The organism is Rahnella ecdela, assembly GCF_019049625.1.
GTDB lineage: Bacteria > Pseudomonadota > Gammaproteobacteria > Enterobacterales > Enterobacteriaceae > Rahnella > Rahnella ecdela.
On the sequence record NZ_JAFMOY010000122.1, the window covers coordinates 13,148 to 33,405 of the forward strand.

Consider the following 20,258-nt stretch of genomic DNA (forward strand, 5'->3'; position numbering starts at 1 on the left):
CAGAGCATGCCTAAGTACCGTTCCCATACCACGACTCATGGCCGCAACATGGCTGGTGCCCGCGCTTTATGGCGTGCCACCGGCATGACCGATGACGATTTCGGCAAGCCAATTATTGCCGTCGTCAACTCATTCACCCAGTTTGTACCGGGCCACGTGCATTTGCGCGACCTGGGTAAACTGGTTGCCGAGCAAATCGAAGCGTCCGGCGGCGTGGCGAAAGAGTTCAACACTATCGCCGTGGATGACGGGATCGCCATGGGTCATGGCGGCATGCTGTATTCACTGCCTTCACGTGAGCTGATCGCTGACTCCGTGGAATACATGGTTAACGCGCACTGCGCCGATGCCATGGTGTGTATTTCAAACTGCGACAAAATCACGCCGGGAATGCTGATGGCGTCACTTCGCCTGAACATTCCGGTGATCTTCGTTTCCGGCGGCCCGATGGAAGCCGGTAAAACTAAGCTGTCTGACAAAATCATCAAACTCGATTTGGTCGATGCGATGATTCAGGGCGCAAACCCGAACGTCAGCGATGCCGACAGCGAACAAATCGAACGTTCTGCCTGTCCGACCTGCGGTTCCTGTTCCGGTATGTTCACCGCTAACTCCATGAACTGTCTGACCGAAGCGCTGGGTCTGTCTCAGCCGGGTAACGGTTCATTGCTGGCAACGCACGCCGACCGCCGCGACCTGTTCCTGAATGCCGGTCGCCGTATTGTTGAGCTGACCAAGCGTTATTACGAGCAGGACGACGCAAGCGCATTGCCACGCAACATCGCCAGCAAAGCCGCATTCGAAAACGCCATGATCCTGGATATTGCCATGGGCGGTTCCACCAACACCGTTCTGCACCTGCTGGCAGCGGCCCAGGAAGGTGAAATCGATTTCGACATGACCGACATCGACCGCCTGTCTCGCAAAGTGCCGCATCTGTGTAAAGTCGCGCCGAGCACCCAGAAATACCATATGGAAGACGTTCACCGTGCCGGTGGCGTGCTGGCCATTTTGGGCGAACTTGATCGTGCCAATCTTCTTAACCGCGACGTGAAAAACATTCTCGGCCTGACCCTGAACCAGACGCTGGATCAGTACGACATCATGCTGACCAAAGACGAAGCGGTGAAAAAAATGTTCCGCGCGGGCCCGGCCGGTATCCGCACCACTCAGGCGTTTTCACAGGATTGCCGCTGGGACACGCTCGATGATGACCGTGCCGAAGGCTGTATCCGTTCTCTGGAACACGCGTTCAGCAAAGACGGTGGTCTGGCCGTGCTTTACGGCAACATCGCTGAAGCGGGCAGTATCGTTAAAACCGCAGGCGTGGATGAATCCAACCTGACCTTCCGTGGCCCGGCAAAAGTTTACGAAAGCCAGGACGATGCCGTTTCCGCAATTCTCGGTGGCAAAGTGGTGTCCGGCGACGTGGTAGTGATTCGTTACGAAGGGCCAAAAGGCGGGCCGGGCATGCAGGAAATGCTGTATCCGACCACGTATCTGAAATCCATGGGTCTCGGTAAAGAATGCGCGCTGATCACCGACGGTCGTTTCTCCGGCGGTACCTCCGGTCTGTCCATCGGCCACGTTTCTCCGGAAGCGGGCAGCGGCGGTCTGATTGCACTGGTTGAAGATGGCGACATCATCGATATCGATATTCCAAACCGAAAAATGGTGCTGGACGTTCCTGCGGCTGAACTGGCTGCACGTCACGAAGCCGAACTGGCTCGCGGCGACAAAGCCTGGACGCCGAAAAACCGTGAACGCGTGGTTTCTCTGGCGCTGCGTGCTTACGCATTGCTGGCGACCAGTGCGGACAAAGGCGCAGTACGCGACAAGTCTAAGCTGGGAGGCTGACAGCCATGGCGGTATCACAACCTCTACCCGACCAGCCGTGCGGCGCAGAATATCTGCGTGCCGTGCTGCGTGCGCCGGTTTATGAAGTCGCGCAGGTGACGCCTTTGCAGGTCATGGAAAAGATCTCTTCCCGGCTGGGTAACACCATTCTGGTGAAGAGGGAAGACCGCCAGGCCGTTCACAGTTTTAAACTGCGCGGTGCGTATTCGATGATTGCCAGCCTGACCGAAGACGAGGCCGCACGCGGTGTCGTCACGGCATCAGCCGGTAATCACGCGCAGGGCGTGGCGCTTTCTGCCACCAAAAAAGGCATCAAATCGCTGATTGTGATGCCGGTCGCGACCGCTGATATCAAAGTCGACGCCGTACGTAATTTCGGTGGCGAAGTGTTGCTGCATGGTGCGAATTTCGATGAGGCGAAAGCCAAAGCGATCACGCTTTCGCAGGAACAGGGCATGACGTTTGTGCCGCCGTTCGACCATCCGGCGGTAATCGCCGGGCAAGGCACGCTGGCGATGGAACTGCTGCAACAGGATGCGCATCTCGATCGCGTATTTGTTCCCGTCGGTGGCGGTGGTCTGGCTGCCGGTGTGGCGGTGCTTATCAAACAGCTGATGCCGCAGATTAAGGTGATCGGCGTCGAAGCCGAAGATTCTGCCTGCCTGCGTGCTGCGCTGGATGCCGGTGAGCCGGTTGATCTGGCGCGTGTCGGGTTGTTTGCAGAAGGCGTGGCTGTGAAGCGTATCGGTAACGAAACCTTCCGTCTGTGCCGCGAATATCTCGATGACGTCATCACCGTCGACAGCGATGCCATCTGCGCAGCCGTGAAAGATTTATTCGAAGATGTACGTGCGATTGCAGAACCTTCCGGTGCGCTGGCGCTGGCGGGGCTCAAGAAATACGTGCAGCAGCACAACATTCAGGGCGAGCGTCTGGCGCATGTGCTTTCCGGCGCGAACGTGAATTTCCATGGTCTGCGTTATGTGTCAGAACGCTGCGAGTTGGGCGAACAACGCGAAGCGCTGCTGGCGGTGACTATTCCTGAGCGCAAAGGCAGTTTCCTGAAATTCTGTCAGCTGCTGGGTGGCCGTTCGGTGACGGAGTTCAACTACCGTTATGCCGATGCGGATAACGCCTGCATCTTTGTGGGCGTGCGTTTGACGCGCGGTCACGCAGAACGTCAGGAAATCATCGACGAACTGAATCATGACGGTTATCAGGTAGTGGATCTGTCCGACGATGAAATGGCGAAACTTCACGTGCGTTACATGGTGGGTGGCCGCCCGACCAAACCTCTGCGTGAGCGGCTTTACAGCTTTGAGTTCCCGGAATCGCCGGGTGCTTTGCTGAAATTCCTGCATACGTTGGGCACGCACTGGAATATTTCGCTGTTCCATTACCGTAGCCATGGCACCGATTTTGGTCGCGTGCTGGCGGCGTTTGAGCTGAATGAAGAGGAGCCGGAGTTCGAGCAGAACCTCTCTGCTCTGGGTTATGACTGTCACAACGAAAGTGATAATCCGGCGTTCCGCTTCTTCTTAGCGGGCTAGAAAATCCAGGGGCCCAAACGGGCCCCTTTTTCTTTGCCATCATTTTGTCGCGAAGACCAGTTATAACAGCTGCCAGAACGCGTCGATCAGCGGTTCGTTCAGCCGTTTTTTCTGCACGCAAACGCCCAGTTCCAGCGGTGCGCCGAGCGTGACGTTATCCAGAATAGAAATACGGTTGCGCACCGGTTCCGGGCTGTTATCGACCACCACTGACGGAATGAGCGCGATGCCGCAACCTAGCGCGACCATCGACACAATGGCTTCATGGCCGGATACCGTGGCGTAAATCAACGGATTGCTCAGACGGTTGCGTTTGAACCACACGTCAATGCGTTTTCGCGCCGGGCCATGTTCCGGCAGGATAAACGGAATTTGCGACCAGTCAGGATGAGGTTCGCTGACTTGCGTACGAACCGCGCAAGGCAGGGAAGGGGAAATCAGGATCATCGGAATTTCGCCGATCTGCGTGAAATCGACGCTACCCGGCAAACTTTCCGGACGACCGGCAATCGCCAGATCCGCTTCGGTGGACTGCACTTTTTCCACCGCGTCGGCAGCATCGCCTGTGGTTAGTTTGATTTCGACCAGCGGATGCTGCGCACGAAAGCGGTCGAGGATTGGCGGCAGATGGCTGTAGGCAGCTGTCACCGAGCAGAACAGATGCAGCTCGCCGCTAAGCGTCGGGCCATGCTGATCCAATCCGCTGCGCAGTTGCTGGTAATGCAACAGCGTCTGCTGGGCAAAGTTTTTGAGTTGTTCGCCCGCACTGGTCAACTGCACGGTGCGGTTATCTCGCTGAAATAATGGCTGGCCGAGTTCTTCTTCCAGCCGCTGTATCTGGCGCGACAAGGTGGACGGGCTGACATGCATCGCCTTCGACGAACGCCCAAAATGGCGGCTTTCCGCCAGATGTAAAAACAGTTTCAGATCACGTAAGTCCATAAAGAATGTCCGGCTCTTTAGCGTTAAAGATGACTGACTAAGAGTATTGCATATTCTGCAACGTCATCTTCGTAATATATCAATTTAAGCAATGTGTCACATGACATATAGTGAATTCACGGCGTTCACCGGCTCACCGGTGAAACAAAAAATAACAGCACTTACCTCGATAGAACGGAGCAATACATGGCTAACTATTTCAACACACTGAACCTGCGTCAGCAGCTGGCACAACTGGGCAAATGCCGCTTCATGGGTCGCGATGAATTCGCAGACGAAGCCAGCTACCTCAAAGGTAAAAAAGTGGTGATTGTAGGCTGTGGCGCACAAGGCCTGAATCAGGGTCTGAACATGCGTGATTCCGGTCTGGATGTGTCTTACACCCTGCGTGCAGAAGCGATTGCTGAGAAGCGTGCTTCATGGCGTAAAGCGACCGAAAACGGCTTTAAAGTAGGCACCTACGAAGAACTGATCCCGCAAGCCGATCTGGTTGTAAACCTGACGCCAGACAAACAGCACAGCGCCGTGGTTAAAGCGGTTCAGCCTCTGATGAAAGATGGCGCGACGCTGGGCTATTCCCACGGTTTCAACATCGTTGAAGTCGGCGAGCAAATCCGTAAAGACATCACCGTGGTGATGGTTGCCCCGAAATGCCCCGGTACTGAAGTTCGTGAAGAATACAAACGTGGTTTCGGTGTACCGACGCTTATCGCGGTTCACCCGGAAAACGACCCGAAAGGCGAAGGCATGGCGATTGCTAAAGCTTGGGCAGCAGCCACCGGCGGCCACCGTGCGGGCGTTCTGCAATCCTCCTTCGTTGCCGAAGTAAAATCTGACCTGATGGGTGAGCAGACTATCCTGTGTGGTATGTTGCAGGCTGGTTCTCTGCTGTGCTTTGATAAACTGGTTGCTGACGGCGTTGATGAAGCATACGCAGAAAAACTGCTGCAGTTCGGCTGGGAAACTATCACCGAAGCGCTGAAACAAGGCGGCATCACGCTGATGATGGATCGCCTGTCCAACCCGGCAAAACTGCGTGCTTACGCGCTGTCCGAACAACTGAAAGAGATCATGGCGCCACTGTTCCAGAAACACATGGACGACATCATCTCCGGCGAATTCTCCAGCGGCATGATGGCTGACTGGGCGAACGATGACAAAAACCTGCTGACCTGGCGTGAAGAAACGGGCGCAACCGCGTTCGAAAATGCACCACAGTTCGACGGTAAAATTTCCGAGCAGGAATACTTCGACCACGGTGTTGTGATGATTGCGATGGTGAAAGCAGGCGTTGAGCTGGCATTCGAAACCATGGTCGCTTCCGGCATCATCGAAGAATCTGCTTACTACGAATCACTGCACGAGCTGCCGCTGATCGCCAACACCGTTGCACGTAAGCGTCTGTACGAAATGAACGTGGTTATCTCTGATACCGCTGAATACGGCAACTACCTGTTCGCTAACGCCGCTGTACCTTTGCTGAAAGAGTTCATGACCATTCTGCAGGCGGGCGATTTGGGCAAATCTGTTGCTGAAACGCAGGTTGATAATGCGCAGCTGCGTGACGTTAACGAAGCGATTCGTAACCATTCAATCGAGTCTATCGGCCGCACTCTGCGTGGCTATATGACTGATATGAAGCGTATCGCCGTAGCAAGCTGATACCCTTCATACTTCGAACTACAGATGCAAACAAAAGGGCACTGCATGAAAATGCGGTGCCCTTTCTTTTGGTTCTGGCAGAGTCAGAACTTAGTTGCGGTACAAAATCTTAATGATGTGGTAACCGAACTGAGTGTGCAGCGGGCCTTGTGGCTCGATCAGCGGCGCAGAGAAAACCACTTTATCGAAAGCCGGCACCATTGCGCCTTGCTTGAATTCACCTAAATGGCCGCCTTTCTTACCTGACGGACAGGTAGAGTGCTTCTTAGCCAGTTTCTCGAAGTCGCCACCGTTCTTGAGTTGTTCAAGAAGATCAAGCGCCTGTGCTTCTTCCTTTACCAGGATATGCATTGCTGCGGCAGTTTTTGCCATGATAAGACCTTTTTTGCGAGAGTGTTTCCAGGCGGGTAATGTAACATCTGCAACCACCTGAGTGGAATCCGGCCTGCGTTCCGGGATAAGAAATTGCGCTGTAAAGCCAGTCAATCTCGGACGATGTTTCTGCTACAATCGCCGTCCTTGTCTATCAGGTGAGCAAAAATACGCCATGCGATTAAACCCCAGCCAACAAAACGCCGTCGAATTCGTCACCGGACCCTGCCTGGTTCTGGCGGGGGCTGGCTCCGGTAAAACCCGGGTGATTACCAATAAAATCGCACACCTGATCCGTGAATGTGGCTACCAGGCACGTCACATTGCGGCCGTCACCTTTACCAACAAAGCCGCGCGCGAAATGAAAGAGCGTGTCGCGCAAACCCTCGGGCGCAAAGAAGCGCGGGGCTTGCTGATTGCGACATTCCATACGCTCGGGCTGGAAATCATCAAACGCGAATTTGCCGCGCTGGGGATGAAATCTAACTTTTCCTTATTTGATGATCAGGACCAGCTGGCGTTGCTCAAAGAATTGAGCGAGAAATGGCTGGAAAACGATAAAACGTTATTGCAGCAGCTGGTGTCGACGATCTCCAACTGGAAAAATGATCTGGTTGATCCTTCCCATGCCGCCGGTCTGGCGCGATCGGAACGCGATCAGATCTTCGCGCATTGCTACAGCCTTTATCACGACCACATGCGCGCCTGTAATATTCTCGATTTCGACGACCTGATCCTGCTGCCTACGCTGCTGTTGCAGAAAAATGAAGAAGTGCGTGAGCGCTGGCAGAACAAGTTGCGTTATCTGCTGGTGGATGAATATCAGGACACCAACACCAGCCAGTACATGATGGTGAAATTGCTGGTCGGTAACCGCGGCCGCTTCACCGTGGTGGGCGATGATGACCAGTCGATTTACTCCTGGCGTGGCGCACGTCCGCAAAACCTGGTGCTGCTGAAAGAAGATTTCCCGCAGTTGCAGGTTATCAAACTGGAGCAGAACTACCGTTCCACGCAGCGCATTCTGAAAGCCGCCAACATTCTGATCGCTAATAACCCGCATGTGTTCGAGAAGCGCCTGTTCTCTGAGCTGGCTTATGGGGAATCACTGAAAGTTGTGACGGCAAATAATGAAGACCATGAAGCGGAACGCGTCGTGGGGGAGCTGATCGCGCATCACTTCATTAATAAAACGGCGTATGGCGATTACGCGATTTTGTACCGTGGTAACCATCAGTCACGTCTTTTCGAAAAAATGCTGATGCAGAACCGTATCCCTTACCGGATTTCTGGCGGCACCTCTTTCTTCTCACGTCCTGAAATTAAAGACCTGCTGGCGTATCTGCGTGTGCTGACCAACCCGGACGACGACAGCGCTTTCCTGCGCATCGTGAATACACCGCGCCGTGAAATCGGTGCAGCGACGTTGCAGAAACTGGGCGAGTGGGCTAATCAGCGCAACAAAGGATTGTTCAAAGCCAGTTTTGATATGGGGCTGAGCCAGTCTCTGACCGGCCGCGGGCTGGAATCTTTGCAACGTTTCACGCACTGGATGGGCAATATTTCTGAACTGGCAGAACGTGAACCGGTCGCTGCCGTAAGGGATTTGATCCACGGCGTCGATTACGAAAGCTGGCTGTTTGAAACGTCCCCTAGCCCGAAAGCGGCTGAAATGCGGATGAAAAATGTCAATCAGCTGTTCAGCTGGATGACAGAAATGCTCGAAGGCACCGATCTGGATGAGCCGATGACGCTCACTCAGGTGGTCACGCGCTTTACGCTGCGCGACATGATGGAACGTGGCGAGAATGATGAAGAACTCGATCAGGTTCAGCTTATGACGCTGCATGCCTCGAAAGGTCTGGAGTTCCCGTATGTCTATCTGGTCGGTATGGAAGAAGGGCTGTTGCCGCATCAGAGCAGCATTGATGAAGACAACGTGGATGAAGAGCGGCGTCTGGCCTACGTGGGAATTACCCGCGCGCAGAAAGAGCTGACGTTTACCCTTTGCCGCGAACGCCGTCAGTACGGCGAGCTGATCCGCCCGGAACCAAGCCGTTTCCTGATGGAATTACCGCAGGACGATCTGGCGTGGGAAAGTGAACGTAAAGTGGTGAGTGCGCAGGAACGGATGGTGAAAGGACAGAGCCATCTGGAAAAAATCCGCGAACAGCTGGCGAAAGCCAAGGGCAGCAATTAAGCATTAATTACAAAAAAAGCAGAGGCTGATAACACAGGCTCTGCTTTTTGGTGATGATTTATCGAGCCAGCAATTACTGCTCTTCGACAAACAGCGGCCAGTGGACATAACTCTGCCAATGGCTTTCCTGTTCTAACTCTTCAGCGCGCAGCGGATGTTGTTCCAGCCATCCCTGCGGCACAATCACACTCAGTTCATCATCATTGGCGCGCAAACGCACCGCAGGCAATGTGTCGTCACGACGACGGCTGGCAAAGATAATCGCCAGTCGCATAATGCGGCAAAGCCGTTGCGCCTGACGCGGCGGAAGGGCGTTTTGTTCATTCAGCAGCGGTAAATCCAGTGTGCCATTTTGATTTTGCAAAAGCGTTGCCAGCAGCTTTTTTTGCGCAGGCGTGAAGCCCGGCAAATCCAGATGACGGATCAGATACGCGGCGTGATGTGGCGCTTTTTTGAAATCGACACTCAATCCGATTTCGTGGATCAGACAAGCGCTGTTGAGTAAATCACGGGCGCGGGCGTCCAGTTTCCATTCCTGAGCCACCTGCAGCGAGAAATTCTCTGCCAGCTGAGCCACGCGTTCGGCTTGTTCATTATCGAGCAGGTAACGGCGTTGCAGATTTCGCAGCGTACGCTGGCGGATATCCTGCTCAATAGGCAAATGCAGCATGCCGTAGACCAATCCTTCACGCAGCGCACCGCCCGCCAGAGTCATCATTTCGATGTTCAGCGTTTTGAAAATAGCGATCAGAATGGACAGTCCGCTTGGGAAAACCAGCGCACGTTCGAGAGTCAGGCCTTCAATTTCCAGCTCTTCCAGCTTGCCGCACTGAATGGCGCGCTGTTTGAGTTGCTGAAGTTTAGGCAGCGTGATGCGTTCATCCATGCCCTGAGCGACCATGATTTCCTGCAATGCCTGCACGGTACCGGAAGCGCCGACACAAATCTGCCAGCCGTTAGCTATCAGTTCAGGAGCAACAGGAAGGATCATATCGATCGCGGCCTGTTCCGCCTGATCAAAGTTCTCTTTGGCCAGATTGCGGTCGGTAAAATAGCGCTCAAGCCACGTCACGCAGCCCATTGAGAGGCTGAACAACGTAGTGGCCTGTGCGCCGACACCGGTGACCAGCTCTGTGCTGCCGCCACCAATATCAACGACCAGACGTTTATCCGGGCCACCCGTCGTATGGGCAACGCCGTGATAAATCAGACGCGCTTCTTCTTCGCCGGAGATGACCTGAATCGGACAACCGAGGATTTCCTGCGCTTTACCCAGAAATTCGTCGGCATTACTGGCAAGCCGCAGCGTTGCGGTGGCAACGACACGGATTTGGTCGCGGGGGATATCCTGCAATCTTTCAGAAAACAGCTTCAGGCATTGCCAGCCACGCTGCATGGCATCCTGAGAAAGCAGGTTTTGTTTATCCAGACCTGCTGCCAGACGCACTTTGCGTTTAATTCTGGCGAGGGTCTGGATACTGCCTGCCACCTCACGAACAACCAGCATGTGAAAGCTGTTAGAGCCCAGATCAATCGCTGCATACAGTGAGGTGGAGCTTAGCATAGGTTATCAGCCCGGACGTTTACGGTTGCTACGTGGTGCACTGCTGCGACGTGAAGACGAATTGCTGTTGCGACGCGGGCCGTTACCGGTACGCGAGCGGGCAAGACGTTTTGCAGGAGGCAAATCAGCTAACAGCGCATCGCTGTTGTATTTACTGACCGGAATGCTGTGGCCGGTGTAAGTTTCAATCGCCGGCAGATTCAGGGCATATTCTTCACAGGCCAGGCTGATGGAATGACCACTCAGACCTGCGCGACCGGTACGGCCGATGCGGTGAACGTAGTCTTCACAGTCGTCAGGCAGGTCATAGTTAAAGACGTGCGTAACGGCAGGAATGTGCAAACCACGGGCAGCAACGTCGGTTGCGACCAGAATATCCAGCGTGCCTTTGGTGAAATCTTCAAGAACGCGCAGGCGTTTTTTCTGCGGAACGTCGCCGGTCAGCAAGCCAACGCGATGACCATCGGCAGCCAGGTGGCCCCAGACGTCTTCACAGCGATGTTTGGTGTTTGCGAAGATAATGCAGCGATCTGGCCATTCTTCTTCAATCAGCGTCTGTAACAGGCGCATTTTTTCTTCATTTGAAGGGTAGAACAGCTCTTCCTGAATACGGTGACCGGTTTTTTGTTCCGGTTCGATTTCAATCGACTCGGCATTGTTCATGTTTTCGAACGCCAGTTCTTTCACACGATAGGAAAGCGTTGCTGAGAACAGCATGTTCAGGCGTTGATTAGCAGGCGGCATCCGGCGGAACAACCAGCGGATATCTTTGATGAAGCCCAGATCGAACATACGGTCTGCTTCATCCAGCACCACCACCTGAATCGCGCCCAGGTCGATGTGGTTCTGTTTGGTGTAATCGATTAAACGGCCAGTGGTTCCGATCAGGATGTCCACGCCGCTTTCCAGCACTTTAAGCTGTTTGTCGTAACCGTCGCCGCCATAGGCCAGACCTAATTTCAGTCCGGTAGATTCAGATAATGCTTCGGCGTCGGAGTGGATCTGCACCGCGAGTTCACGCGTAGGTGCCATGATCAAGGCACGCGGCTGGTTAGTCTGACGACCTTCCGCAGCAGGGTGAGAAAGCAGATAATGGAAAGTAGACGCTAGAAAAGCCAGCGTCTTGCCGGTACCGGTTTGCGCCTGACCTGCAACATCACGCCCAGCGAGCGTGATCGGCAATGCCAATGCCTGAATTGGCGTACAGTAATGGAACCCTTTCTTTTCAAGGGCTTCTACTGCCAGCGGGTGCAGGGCGAAGTCGGAAAACTTCTGTTCGGTCAAGTGTGTTTTGCTCATAGTGTGGTAGAATATCAGCTAACTATTGCTTTACGAAAGCGTATCCGGTGAAATAAAGTCAACCTGATGTTGGTTAATGCTACATCAACAAGGTAAAGATAATCCTTTGGAGTAAACATGAGCGATAAAATTATTCACCTGACCGATGACAGTTTCGACAACGATGTATTGAAAGCCGAAGGGCTGGTGCTGGTCGATTTCTGGGCAGAGTGGTGCGGACCATGCAAAATGATCGCTCCGATTCTGGATGAGATTGCCACTGAGTTCGAAGGCAAGCTGACCATCGCGAAACTGAATATCGATGAAAACCCAGGTACTGCACCTAAATACGGCATCCGTGGTATTCCTACCCTGCTGTTATTTAAAGGCGGCGAAGTCGCAGCAACTAAAGTTGGCGCACTGTCGAAAGGTCAGCTGAAAGAGTTTTTAACAGCTAATCTGTAATCGGTCCGGATGACCAAAGCCAGGTGTTTAGCGGGCTGCCGTGTTTTTCACATTGTCCGCTAGACGCCTGTCAAGAAGCGTGCTAAGTTTACACTTACTGCAAATAGAGCTTACCTGTAGTTTGATTCTTACGTTTTACTCTGTTGTGTCAAAAACATCTGCCTATAAAGTTTCTTTGAATAATAATTAAATTGAACTGGCACTGTGCTTGACCATCTAACGGTTTTGACAAAATCGGCTTTAAGACACCTTCAATATCAGCATTACCCCTCAAGAATCGCCCGCGAGCGACTGCCTGCGGCTGAATTTCTGGGCTGTTATTTGAGTGTCATACAATAAACAGGCATGGATGACCCTGCCATACCCATTCACGACAGATGTTCGAGACATACCCCGAGTTTAAGAACCCACCATTATGAATCTTACCGAATTAAAGAATACGCCGGTCTCTGACCTTATTGCACTCGGCGAAAATATGGGACTGGAAAACCAGGCCCGCATGCGCAAGCAAGACATTATCTTTTCAATATTGAAGCAGCATGCGAAAAGCGGAGAAGACATCTTCGGTGATGGCGTACTGGAGATATTGCAGGATGGATTTGGTTTCCTCCGCTCCGGAGACAGTTCCTACCTCGCAGGCCCCGACGACATCTACGTATCACCAAGCCAAATCCGCCGCTTCAACCTTCGCACTGGCGACACCATTTCCGGTAAAATCCGCCCACCTAAAGAAGGTGAACGTTATTTTGCCCTGTTGAAAGTTAACGAAGTTAACTACGACAAACCAGAAAACGCCCGCAGTAAAATCCTGTTCGAAAACTTAACCCCTCTGCATGCAAATTCACGTCTGCGTATGGAACGTGGTAACGGTTCAACAGAAGATTTGACCGCTCGCGTACTCGATTTAGCTTCCCCGATTGGCCGTGGCCAGCGTGGTCTGATTGTTGCGCCGCCGAAAGCCGGTAAAACCATGTTGCTGCAAAACATCGCTACCAGCATCGCGTACAACCATCCTGATTGCGTACTGATGGTTCTGCTGATTGACGAACGTCCGGAAGAAGTGACCGAGATGCAACGTCTGGTAAAAGGCGAAGTTATCGCTTCTACCTTTGACGAGCCTGCATCCCGTCACGTTCAGGTAGCCGAAATGGTTATCGAGAAGGCGAAGCGTCTGGTTGAGCATAAGAAAGACGTTATTATCTTGCTGGATTCCATCACCCGTCTGGCGCGTGCATACAACACCGTAGTTCCCGCTTCAGGTAAAGTCCTGACCGGTGGTGTGGACGCCAACGCCCTGCATCGTCCAAAACGTTTCTTCGGTGCGGCACGTAACGTGGAAGAGGGCGGAAGCCTGACCATCATCGCTACAGCGCTGGTCGATACCGGTTCTAAAATGGATGAAGTTATCTATGAAGAATTTAAAGGTACCGGCAACATGGAACTGCATCTGGCGCGTAAAATCGCTGAAAAACGTGTATTCCCTGCGATTGACTACAACCGCTCTGGTACCCGTAAAGAAGAGCTGCTGACCACGTCTGAAGAGCTGCAAAAAATGTGGATCCTGCGCAAAATCATTCATCCGATGGGTGAGATTGATGCGATGGAATTCCTCATTAACAAGCTCGCCATGACCAAAACCAATGACGACTTCTTCGACATGATGAAACGTTCGTAAGTTGGTGTAAAACTCAGTCTAACGCCACGCTCAGTCGTGGCGTTTTTTGCTTTTGGTAGCTACCATAATGCTACTTTGGGAAGATTGTCAGACTATTCGGATAATAGCTGATGGTTTTTCACATGCCCTTTCTTTACTTTGTCGGTAGATTGCCCGAGAAATGGCAGCAGATAAGGTCTTGCCCGAGACAAAACCATAACTGTCACCATAGGATATGATTTAAGGCTGTGAGGTTTATGATGTTTCCGATCCCCCGCGCCTTATTTTTGCAGAAGAGATCTCTTAACTGTGAATTTACTCAATATGAGTACTGAGCTAGCCAGTGTTTTTGTGTTTTCATTCCTCTTTTTATTCGTTATCCGGAAGATGGCGAATATTGTCGGCTTGGTTGACAGACCCAACTTTCGTAAACGTCATCAGGGGATGATACCTCTGGTCGGCGGAATTTCCGTCTACGCAGGAATTTGCTTTACCTTCCTGATCACTGATTATCGTATTCCTCACGCTTCGCTTTATCTGGCCTGTGCCGGATTGCTGGTGCTCGTCGGCGCGCTGGACGACAGATACGACATCAGCGTTAAAGTCCGCGCGCTTGTGCAGGCTGCAGTCGCTGTTCTGATGATGAGCTTCGCCAACCTTACCTTACGAAATCTCGGACATCTTATTGGTCCCTGGGAAATGCTGCTTGGGCCATTTGGTTATCTCATCACCCTGTTTGCCGTTTGGGCTGCAATCAATGCCTTTAATATGGTCGATGGTATCGATGGATTACTGGGCGGCCTGTCTTGTGTCAGCTTTGGCTCATTAGGCATCATCATGTATGACAGCGGGCATATGGAACTGGCGCTGTGGTGCTTTGCTATGATTGCGGCGACGCTACCCTATATCCTTCTAAACCTTGGAATTCTGGGGCCACGTTACAAAGTCTTTATGGGTGATGCGGGCAGCACGCTGATTGGTTTCACGGTAATTTGGATCCTTTTGCAAAGCACGCAAGGGGAATCACACCCTATGAACCCGGTAACCGCGCTCTGGCTTATCGCCATTCCTCTGATGGATATGATTGCTATTATGTACCGCCGTCTGCGTAAGGGAATGAGCCCTTTCTCAGCCGATCGCCAGCACATTCATCATTTGATCATGCGCGCCGGTTTTACTTCCCGTCAGGCTTTTGTTTTGATTACTTTGGCTGCCGCAATACTGGCGGCTATAGGCGTTATCGGAGAACATCTCTCCTTCGTGCCCGAATGGGCGATGTTAGTTTTATTCTTCTTCGCGTTCCTGCTCTACGGGGTCTGCATAAAACGAGCCTGGAAAGTCGCGCGATTTGTTAAACGAATGAAAAGACGCATTCGTCGCTTGACCGCTCATTAATCCTATATTTAAGCAGGGGCATACCAGCTGTGGATAAACCAGAAATGATCAGAAACCAGAACGAACACGACATCGAGAATGAACTCGATATTCGCGGCCTGTGCTGCACGCTATGGAAAGGTAAATTCTGGATTGCTGGCCTGGCGATACTGTTTGCTTTGGTGGCACTGGGTTCGTCTTATCTGATGAAACAGGAGTGGAGTTCCACGGCGATCACCGATCGTCCGACCGTGAACAACCTGTCTTCTTATTTCTCCCAGGCACAGTTCCTGCGCAATTTAGATATCCGTAATGCGCCGCAATCGGACGTCAGCCGTCCGGCGATTTCTGATGAAGCGTATAACGAGTTTGTGATGCAGCTGGCGGCCTATGACACACGCCGCGATTTCTGGCTGAAAAGTCCTTATTACAAGCAGCGTCAGGAAAATGACCCGCGTGCGGATGCCGTTCTGCTCGATGAACTGATCAATGATATTCAGTTTACCGCGCGTGATGCGGCAAAAGTCCCGAATGACATTGTTAAACTGACGGCGGAAAACGCCCCTGACGCCAATAAGCTGTTGCGTCAGTATGTTAATTTCGCCAGCCAGCGCGCGGCACAGCATTTATATGATGAACTTGAAGGCGCGTGGGCCGCTCGGACACAGTCCATGAAAGCCCAGGTGAAACGTCAGGAAGCCGTTGCGCAGGCCATTTTCGCCCGCACGACCAACAATACCGAGCAGGCATTAAAGATAGCTCAGCAGCAAAATATCAATAAAAGCGTGACCGATACGCCTGCCGAAGAGCTGCCAGATTCCGATATGTTCCTGCTGGGCGTACCGATGTTGAAAGCGCGTCTGGAATTATTGCAGGCTTCAGGCCCGGGTTTTGATCTCGATTACGACCAGAACAGCGCGATGCTTTCCACCCTCAATGTCGGCCCGACGCTGACCGCGAAATTCCAGACTTATCGTTATCTGAGAACGCCGGAAGAGCCAGTAAAACGTGACAGTCCCCGCAGGGTATTACTGATGATTATGTGGGGAATTGTCGGTGGTTTAATCGGGGCTGGCGTGGCCCTGACTCGTCGTAAAAATAAGAGAAACACATTGTGAAAGTGTTGACGATTTTCGGCACCCGTCCGGAGGCCATTAAAATGGCCCCGCTGGTGCTCGCTTTGTCGCAGGATGCGGCATTTGAATCCAAAGTTTGTGTCACGGCTCAGCACCGTGAAATGCTCGACCAGGTATTACGACTCTTTGAAATTACACCGGATTATGATCTTAACGTCATGAAACCGGGGCAGGGGCTGACTGAAATTACCAGCCGCATCCTGACCGGGCTAAAACCCGTTCTGGATGAGTTCCGGCCTGATGTCGTGCTGGTTCATGGTGATACGACGACTACCTTGTCGGCAAGCCTCGCCGCGTTTTATCACCAGATCCCTGTCGGTCATGTTGAGGCCGGATTGCGTACCGGTGATCTCTCCTCGCCCTGGCCGGAAGAAGGCAACCGCCTTCTGACGGGACATCTGGCAAAATGGCATTTTGCGCCGACGGAAAATGCCCGCGCAAATTTGCAGCAGGAAAATATTTCCCCGCAGGGCATTTTTGTCACCGGAAATACGGTGATTGATGCGCTGCTGTGGGTGCGCGACCGCTTTAGCAGTGATGCGTCGCTGGCTCAGCAACTGGCTGACAGCTATCCGTTCCTTGATGCCGCTAAAAAGTTGATCCTGGTCACCGGCCATCGTCGCGAAAGTTTCGGCGGCGGCTTCGAGCGCATCTGCTCGGCGCTGGCCGATATTGCCCGCCAGCATCCTGACGTACAAATCGTTTATCCGGTGCATCTCAATCCGAACGTCAGTGAACCGGTGAACCGCATTCTGCAAGGCATTGATAATATTGTTCTGATTGACCCGCAGGACTATCTGCCGTTTGTTTATCTGATGGATAAAGCGTACCTGATCCTGACTGATTCCGGTGGCGTGCAGGAAGAAGCGCCGTCGCTGGGTAAACCGGTGCTGGTGATGCGCGAAACCACAGAGCGTCCGGAAGCGGTGGATGCCGGAACGGTACGGCTGGTAGGGACAGACCCCGCTAAAATAGTAGAGGAAGTGAATCGCCTACTGGACGATGAAAATGAATACAACAGCATGAGCCGGGCGCACAATCCTTACGGTGACGGGCATGCCTGCCGCCATATTCTTGACGCTTTGAAAAATCATTGGGTATCACAATGAGTTTTAACACTATTTCTGTTATCGGCCTGGGTTACATCGGTTTACCTACCGCCGCCGCTTTTGCCTCCCGCCAGAAAAAAGTGGTGGGCGTAGATATCAATAAGCACGCCGTGGAGACCATTAACCGCGGGGCTATCCATATTGTTGAGCCGGATCTTGATGTGCTGGTAAAGCGTGCCGTTGACGAAGGTTTCCTGCGCGCAGTCACGCAGCCTGAACCTGCTGACGCTTTCCTGATTGCTGTCCCGACGCCATTTAAAGGCGACCACTTGCCGGATATGAAATTCGTCGAATCCGCCGCCCGCTCGCTGGCGCCGGCTCTGAAGAAAGGCGACCTGATTATTCTGGAATCCACTTCTCCGGTCGGGGCGACAGAGCAAATGGCGCAGTGGCTGGCAGAAGCCCGCCCTGATCTGAGCTTCCCTCAGCAGGCCGGTGAACAGTCTGATATCAACATTGCCTACTGTCCGGAGCGTGTTTTGCCGGGGCAGGTGATGGTTGAATTGATTAAAAATGACCGCGTGATTGGTGGCATGACCACGGTTTGTTCACAGCGTGCCAGCGATTTGTACAACATTTTCCTCGAAGGCGAATGCGTGATTACCAATTCCCGCACCGCCGAAATGTGCAAGCTGACCGAGAACAGTTTCCGTGACGTAAACATTGCCTTTGCGAACGAGCTTTCGCTGATTTGCGATGCGCAGGGGATTAACGTCTGGGAACTGATCAGTCTGGCGAACCGTCATCCGCGCGTAAACATTTTACAACCCGGTCCGGGCGTTGGCGGCCACTGTATCGCGGTTGATCCGTGGTTTATTGTGGCGCAAAACCCTGAGCTGGCAAGGATGATCCGCACGGCGCGCGAAGTGAACGACAGCAAGCCACACTGGGTAGTCGATCGTGTGAAAGCCGCGCTGGCTGATTGCCTGACCGTGACCGGTAAGCGGGCTGCCGACATCAAAATCGCCTGCTTCGGTCTGGCGTTCAAACCGAATATCGACGATCTGCGTGAAAGCCCTGCAGTGGAAGTGACCCATCTGATTGCTGACTGGCACTCAGGAGAAACCTGGGCGGTTGAGCCTAATGTGCATCAGCTTCCTGTTGCTCTCGCGGAAAAAGTCACCCTTCAACCGCTGGATCGTGCACTGAAAGAAGCCGATCTGTTGGTGATGCTGGTCGATCATAAATCGTTTAAAGCGATCCCCGCCGATCAGATCCAACAGTCATGGATTGTGGATACCAAAGGCGTATGGCGATAAACCTGTCGTTGCGCGCCGTGCTTGAACCACTCGTCTGGGAGAGTGAATTCTTCCGGCTGAAAAGCGCGCGACTGACACCGGATACCGCAGCGACAGATATTACGACGCAGGCGCTGGATAACTATGCGCTGGTGCAGGCAAAAGTGGATGCATCAGAAACTCACGCGCTGGACGCGCTTTCGACGCTGGGTTTCCGGCTGGCAGAGGGTGAAACTGACCTTTGCGTGGCGGTAACTGCGCAGGATAACGCACTGATGTCAGGCCGTCTGGCGGTGACGGGAGATATTGCGGATGTGACGGCGATTGCCCGTCAGGCATTTCGCCTCAGCCGTTTTCGCGCGCCCTGGTATCAGCCGGATGACAGCGCGCGGTTCTACGCGATGTGGGCGGAAAAAGCGGTCCTTGGCACCTTTGATCACCTTTGCCTGTGGGCAGACGATGAACAGGGCAACGGACTGGGATTTGTTACCCTGCGGCGTCTTTCTGCAGATGAAGTAAGAATTGGTCTGCTGGCTGTGAAACCTGAGTTTCAGGGACAGGGAGCGGGCAAAAAGTTAATGGCGGCTGCGAAAAAATGGTGTGCTGAACAGGGCGTGACGCGATTGTATGTCGCCACGCAAACCAGCAATCTTGCGGCTTTGAATCTTTATCACGCCAGCGGTGGCAAAGTCATCCGCACGGCGTACTGGTTGTACAGGTGAAACGATGATCCCTTTTAATGCGCCACCGATTGTGGGTACTGAAATTGATTTCATGCGCGAGGCGATGAGCAGCGGCAAACTGTGTGGCGATGGCGGATTTACCCTGCGCTGCCAGAAGTGGTTCGAACAACGTTTTAACTGCCCGAAAGTTTTGCTGACCCCTTCGTGCACCGCTTCTCTGGAAATGGCGGCGTTATTGCTCGACATCCAGCCCGGCGACGAAGTGATCATGCCGAGTTTCACCTTTGTCTCGACCGCTAACGCGTTCGTGCTGCGTGGCGCCAAAATCGTGTTTGTGGATGTCCGTCCGGACACCATGAATATTGATGAAACTCTGATTGAAGCGGCGATCACTGAGAAAACTAAAGTGATTGTTCCGGTGCATTACGCCGGAGTGGCCTGTGAAATGGACACTATTATGGCGCTGGCCGAAAAACATCATTTGTTCGTAGTGGAAGATGCGGCGCAAGGTGTGATGTCGACTTACAAAGGCAAAGCGCTGGGCACTATCGGTCACATCGGTTGTTTCAGTTTCCACGAAACCAAAAATTACACCGCGGGTGGCGAAGGCGGGGCAACGCTGATTAACGATCCGGAACTGATTGATCGCGCTGAAATCATTCGCGAAAAGGGCACCAACCGCAGTCAGTTCTTCCGCGGACAGGTGGATAAATACACCTGGCGCGATATCGGCTCCAGCTATCTGATGTCTGACTTACAGGCCGCGTATCTGTGGGGAAATCTCGATGCCGCGGAAAAGATAAACCAGCGTCGTCTGAGTATCTGGAATCAGTATTACGAAGCGTTGCAGGATCTGGCCGATGCGGGCCGCGTGCAGTTGCCTTCAGTACCGCAAGATTGCGTGCAGAACGCCCATATGTTCTATGTGCGCCTGAACGATATCGAAGACCGCGACGCGTTTATTCGTCACATGAAAGCGGCCGATATCCTGACCGTCTTCCATTACATTCCGCTGCACGCTTGTCCGGCGGGTGAAGATTTTGGTCGTTTCGCTGGCGTGGACCGCTTCACGACAAAAGAGAGCGAACGTCTGGTGCGTCTGCCGTTGTTTTACAACATGACTGATGACACGCAGCGCACGGTAATTGCGGCTATGCTGCAATACTTCGCCTGA

Annotated in this window: 16 protein-coding genes; 12 read left to right on the top strand and 4 right to left on the bottom strand. The window is 53.0% G+C overall.

Annotated features, from left to right (window positions below; translation table 11 throughout):
• Positions 1-6: 6 nt before the first annotated feature.
• Both ilvD and ilvA read left to right on the top strand, forming a co-directional pair.
• On the top strand, positions 7-1,857 hold the full coding sequence (gene ilvD, locus J1784_RS09555) for a dihydroxy-acid dehydratase (RefSeq protein WP_217148999.1): 1,851 nt from the start codon (positions 7-9) through the stop codon (positions 1,855-1,857).
• Between the two features lie 5 nt (positions 1,858-1,862).
• Positions 1,863-3,407, top strand: coding sequence for a threonine ammonia-lyase, biosynthetic (gene ilvA / locus J1784_RS09560; protein WP_217149000.1), 1,545 nt, complete (start codon positions 1,863-1,865; stop codon positions 3,405-3,407).
• 60 nt (positions 3,408-3,467) lie between these two features.
• On the opposite strand, the gene ilvY is transcribed toward ilvA, so the two are convergent.
• Positions 3,468-4,349: an HTH-type transcriptional activator IlvY gene (gene ilvY, locus J1784_RS09565; protein WP_217149001.1), complete on the bottom strand. Its 882-nt coding sequence runs from the start codon at positions 4,347-4,349 to the stop codon at positions 3,468-3,470.
• Between the two features lie 186 nt (positions 4,350-4,535).
• On the opposite strand from ilvY, the gene ilvC reads away from it, so the two are divergent.
• Positions 4,536-6,011: a ketol-acid reductoisomerase gene (gene ilvC, locus J1784_RS09570; protein ID WP_217149002.1), complete on the top strand. Its 1,476-nt coding sequence runs from the start codon at positions 4,536-4,538 to the stop codon at positions 6,009-6,011.
• Positions 6,012-6,101: 90 nt separating this feature from the next.
• Here ilvC and ppiC read toward each other — a convergent pair whose 3' ends face one another.
• Entirely contained in the window at positions 6,102-6,383 is a 282-nt protein-coding gene (gene ppiC / locus J1784_RS09575) for a peptidylprolyl isomerase PpiC (RefSeq protein ID WP_015690589.1), read from the bottom strand.
• Positions 6,384-6,558: 175 nt separating this feature from the next.
• Between ppiC and rep the strand changes: the two genes are divergently transcribed.
• Positions 6,559-8,583: a DNA helicase Rep gene (gene rep, locus J1784_RS09580; RefSeq protein ID WP_217149003.1), complete on the top strand. Its 2,025-nt coding sequence runs from the start codon at positions 6,559-6,561 to the stop codon at positions 8,581-8,583.
• A 73-nt stretch (positions 8,584-8,656) separates the two neighbouring features.
• On the opposite strand, the gene gppA is transcribed toward rep, so the two are convergent.
• Together gppA and rhlB are read right to left on the bottom strand one after the other, a co-directional pair.
• Positions 8,657-10,147 (bottom strand): guanosine-5'-triphosphate,3'-diphosphate diphosphatase, encoded by a 1,491-nt coding sequence (gene gppA, locus J1784_RS09585; RefSeq protein ID WP_217149004.1) that lies wholly within the window; start codon positions 10,145-10,147, stop codon positions 8,657-8,659.
• Between the two features lie 6 nt (positions 10,148-10,153).
• On the bottom strand, positions 10,154-11,446 hold the full coding sequence (gene rhlB / locus J1784_RS09590) for an ATP-dependent RNA helicase RhlB (protein ID WP_217149005.1): 1,293 nt from the start codon (positions 11,444-11,446) through the stop codon (positions 10,154-10,156).
• A 117-nt stretch (positions 11,447-11,563) separates the two neighbouring features.
• Between rhlB and trxA the strand changes: the two genes are divergently transcribed.
• From trxA to rffA, 8 genes are all read left to right on the top strand, one after another.
• Positions 11,564-11,890, top strand: a complete 327-nt coding sequence (gene trxA, locus J1784_RS09595) for a thioredoxin TrxA (protein ID WP_013577537.1) — start codon at positions 11,564-11,566, stop codon at positions 11,888-11,890.
• Positions 11,891-12,305: 415 nt separating this feature from the next.
• Positions 12,306-13,565, top strand: a complete 1,260-nt coding sequence (gene rho, locus J1784_RS09600) for a transcription termination factor Rho (protein WP_013577536.1) — start codon at positions 12,306-12,308, stop codon at positions 13,563-13,565.
• Positions 13,566-13,853: 288 nt separating this feature from the next.
• Positions 13,854-14,939, top strand: a complete 1,086-nt coding sequence (gene wecA, locus J1784_RS09605; RefSeq protein ID WP_217149006.1) for a UDP-N-acetylglucosamine--undecaprenyl-phosphate N-acetylglucosaminephosphotransferase — start codon at positions 13,854-13,856, stop codon at positions 14,937-14,939.
• 44 nt (positions 14,940-14,983) lie between these two features.
• On the top strand, positions 14,984-16,036 hold the full coding sequence (gene wzzE, locus J1784_RS09610; protein ID WP_217149093.1) for an ECA polysaccharide chain length modulation protein: 1,053 nt from the start codon (positions 14,984-14,986) through the stop codon (positions 16,034-16,036).
• A complete protein-coding gene (wecB, locus tag J1784_RS09615) occupies positions 16,033-17,163 on the top strand; it encodes a non-hydrolyzing UDP-N-acetylglucosamine 2-epimerase (protein ID WP_217149007.1) in 1,131 nt (376 codons plus the stop codon). The genes wzzE and wecB overlap by 4 nt, the downstream gene beginning before the upstream one ends.
• Complete coding sequence (gene wecC, locus J1784_RS09620; protein ID WP_217149008.1) at positions 17,160-18,422, top strand: UDP-N-acetyl-D-mannosamine dehydrogenase; 1,263 nt, start codon at positions 17,160-17,162, stop codon at positions 18,420-18,422. The genes wecB and wecC overlap by 4 nt, the downstream gene beginning before the upstream one ends.
• Positions 18,389-19,123, top strand: coding sequence for a dTDP-4-amino-4,6-dideoxy-D-galactose acyltransferase (rffC, locus tag J1784_RS09625; protein ID WP_217149009.1), 735 nt, complete (start codon positions 18,389-18,391; stop codon positions 19,121-19,123). Before wecC ends, rffC begins: the two co-directional genes overlap by 34 nt.
• A gap of 4 nt (positions 19,124-19,127) precedes the next feature.
• Positions 19,128-20,258, top strand: a complete 1,131-nt coding sequence (gene rffA, locus J1784_RS09630; RefSeq protein WP_217149010.1) for a dTDP-4-amino-4,6-dideoxygalactose transaminase — start codon at positions 19,128-19,130, stop codon at positions 20,256-20,258.

Coding starts and splice junctions, on each gene's coding strand:
- ilvD (WP_217148999.1), top strand. CDS start 7: ATGCCTAAGTACCGTTCCCATACCACGACTCATGGCCGCAACATGGCT.
- ilvA (WP_217149000.1), top strand. CDS start 1,863: ATGGCGGTATCACAACCTCTACCCGACCAGCCGTGCGGCGCAGAATAT.
- ilvY (WP_217149001.1), bottom strand. CDS start 4,349: ATGGACTTACGTGATCTGAAACTGTTTTTACATCTGGCGGAAAGCCGC.
- ilvC (WP_217149002.1), top strand. CDS start 4,536: ATGGCTAACTATTTCAACACACTGAACCTGCGTCAGCAGCTGGCACAA.
- ppiC (WP_015690589.1), bottom strand. CDS start 6,383: ATGGCAAAAACTGCCGCAGCAATGCATATCCTGGTAAAGGAAGAAGCA.
- rep (WP_217149003.1), top strand. CDS start 6,559: ATGCGATTAAACCCCAGCCAACAAAACGCCGTCGAATTCGTCACCGGA.
- gppA (WP_217149004.1), bottom strand. CDS start 10,147: ATGCTAAGCTCCACCTCACTGTATGCAGCGATTGATCTGGGCTCTAAC.
- rhlB (WP_217149005.1), bottom strand. CDS start 11,446: ATGAGCAAAACACACTTGACCGAACAGAAGTTTTCCGACTTCGCCCTG.
- trxA (WP_013577537.1), top strand. CDS start 11,564: ATGAGCGATAAAATTATTCACCTGACCGATGACAGTTTCGACAACGAT.
- rho (WP_013577536.1), top strand. CDS start 12,306: ATGAATCTTACCGAATTAAAGAATACGCCGGTCTCTGACCTTATTGCA.
- wzzE (WP_217149093.1), top strand. CDS start 14,984: ATGATCAGAAACCAGAACGAACACGACATCGAGAATGAACTCGATATT.
- wecC (WP_217149008.1), top strand. CDS start 17,160: ATGAGTTTTAACACTATTTCTGTTATCGGCCTGGGTTACATCGGTTTA.
- rffC (WP_217149009.1), top strand. CDS start 18,389: ATGGATTGTGGATACCAAAGGCGTATGGCGATAAACCTGTCGTTGCGC.
- rffA (WP_217149010.1), top strand. CDS start 19,128: ATGATCCCTTTTAATGCGCCACCGATTGTGGGTACTGAAATTGATTTC.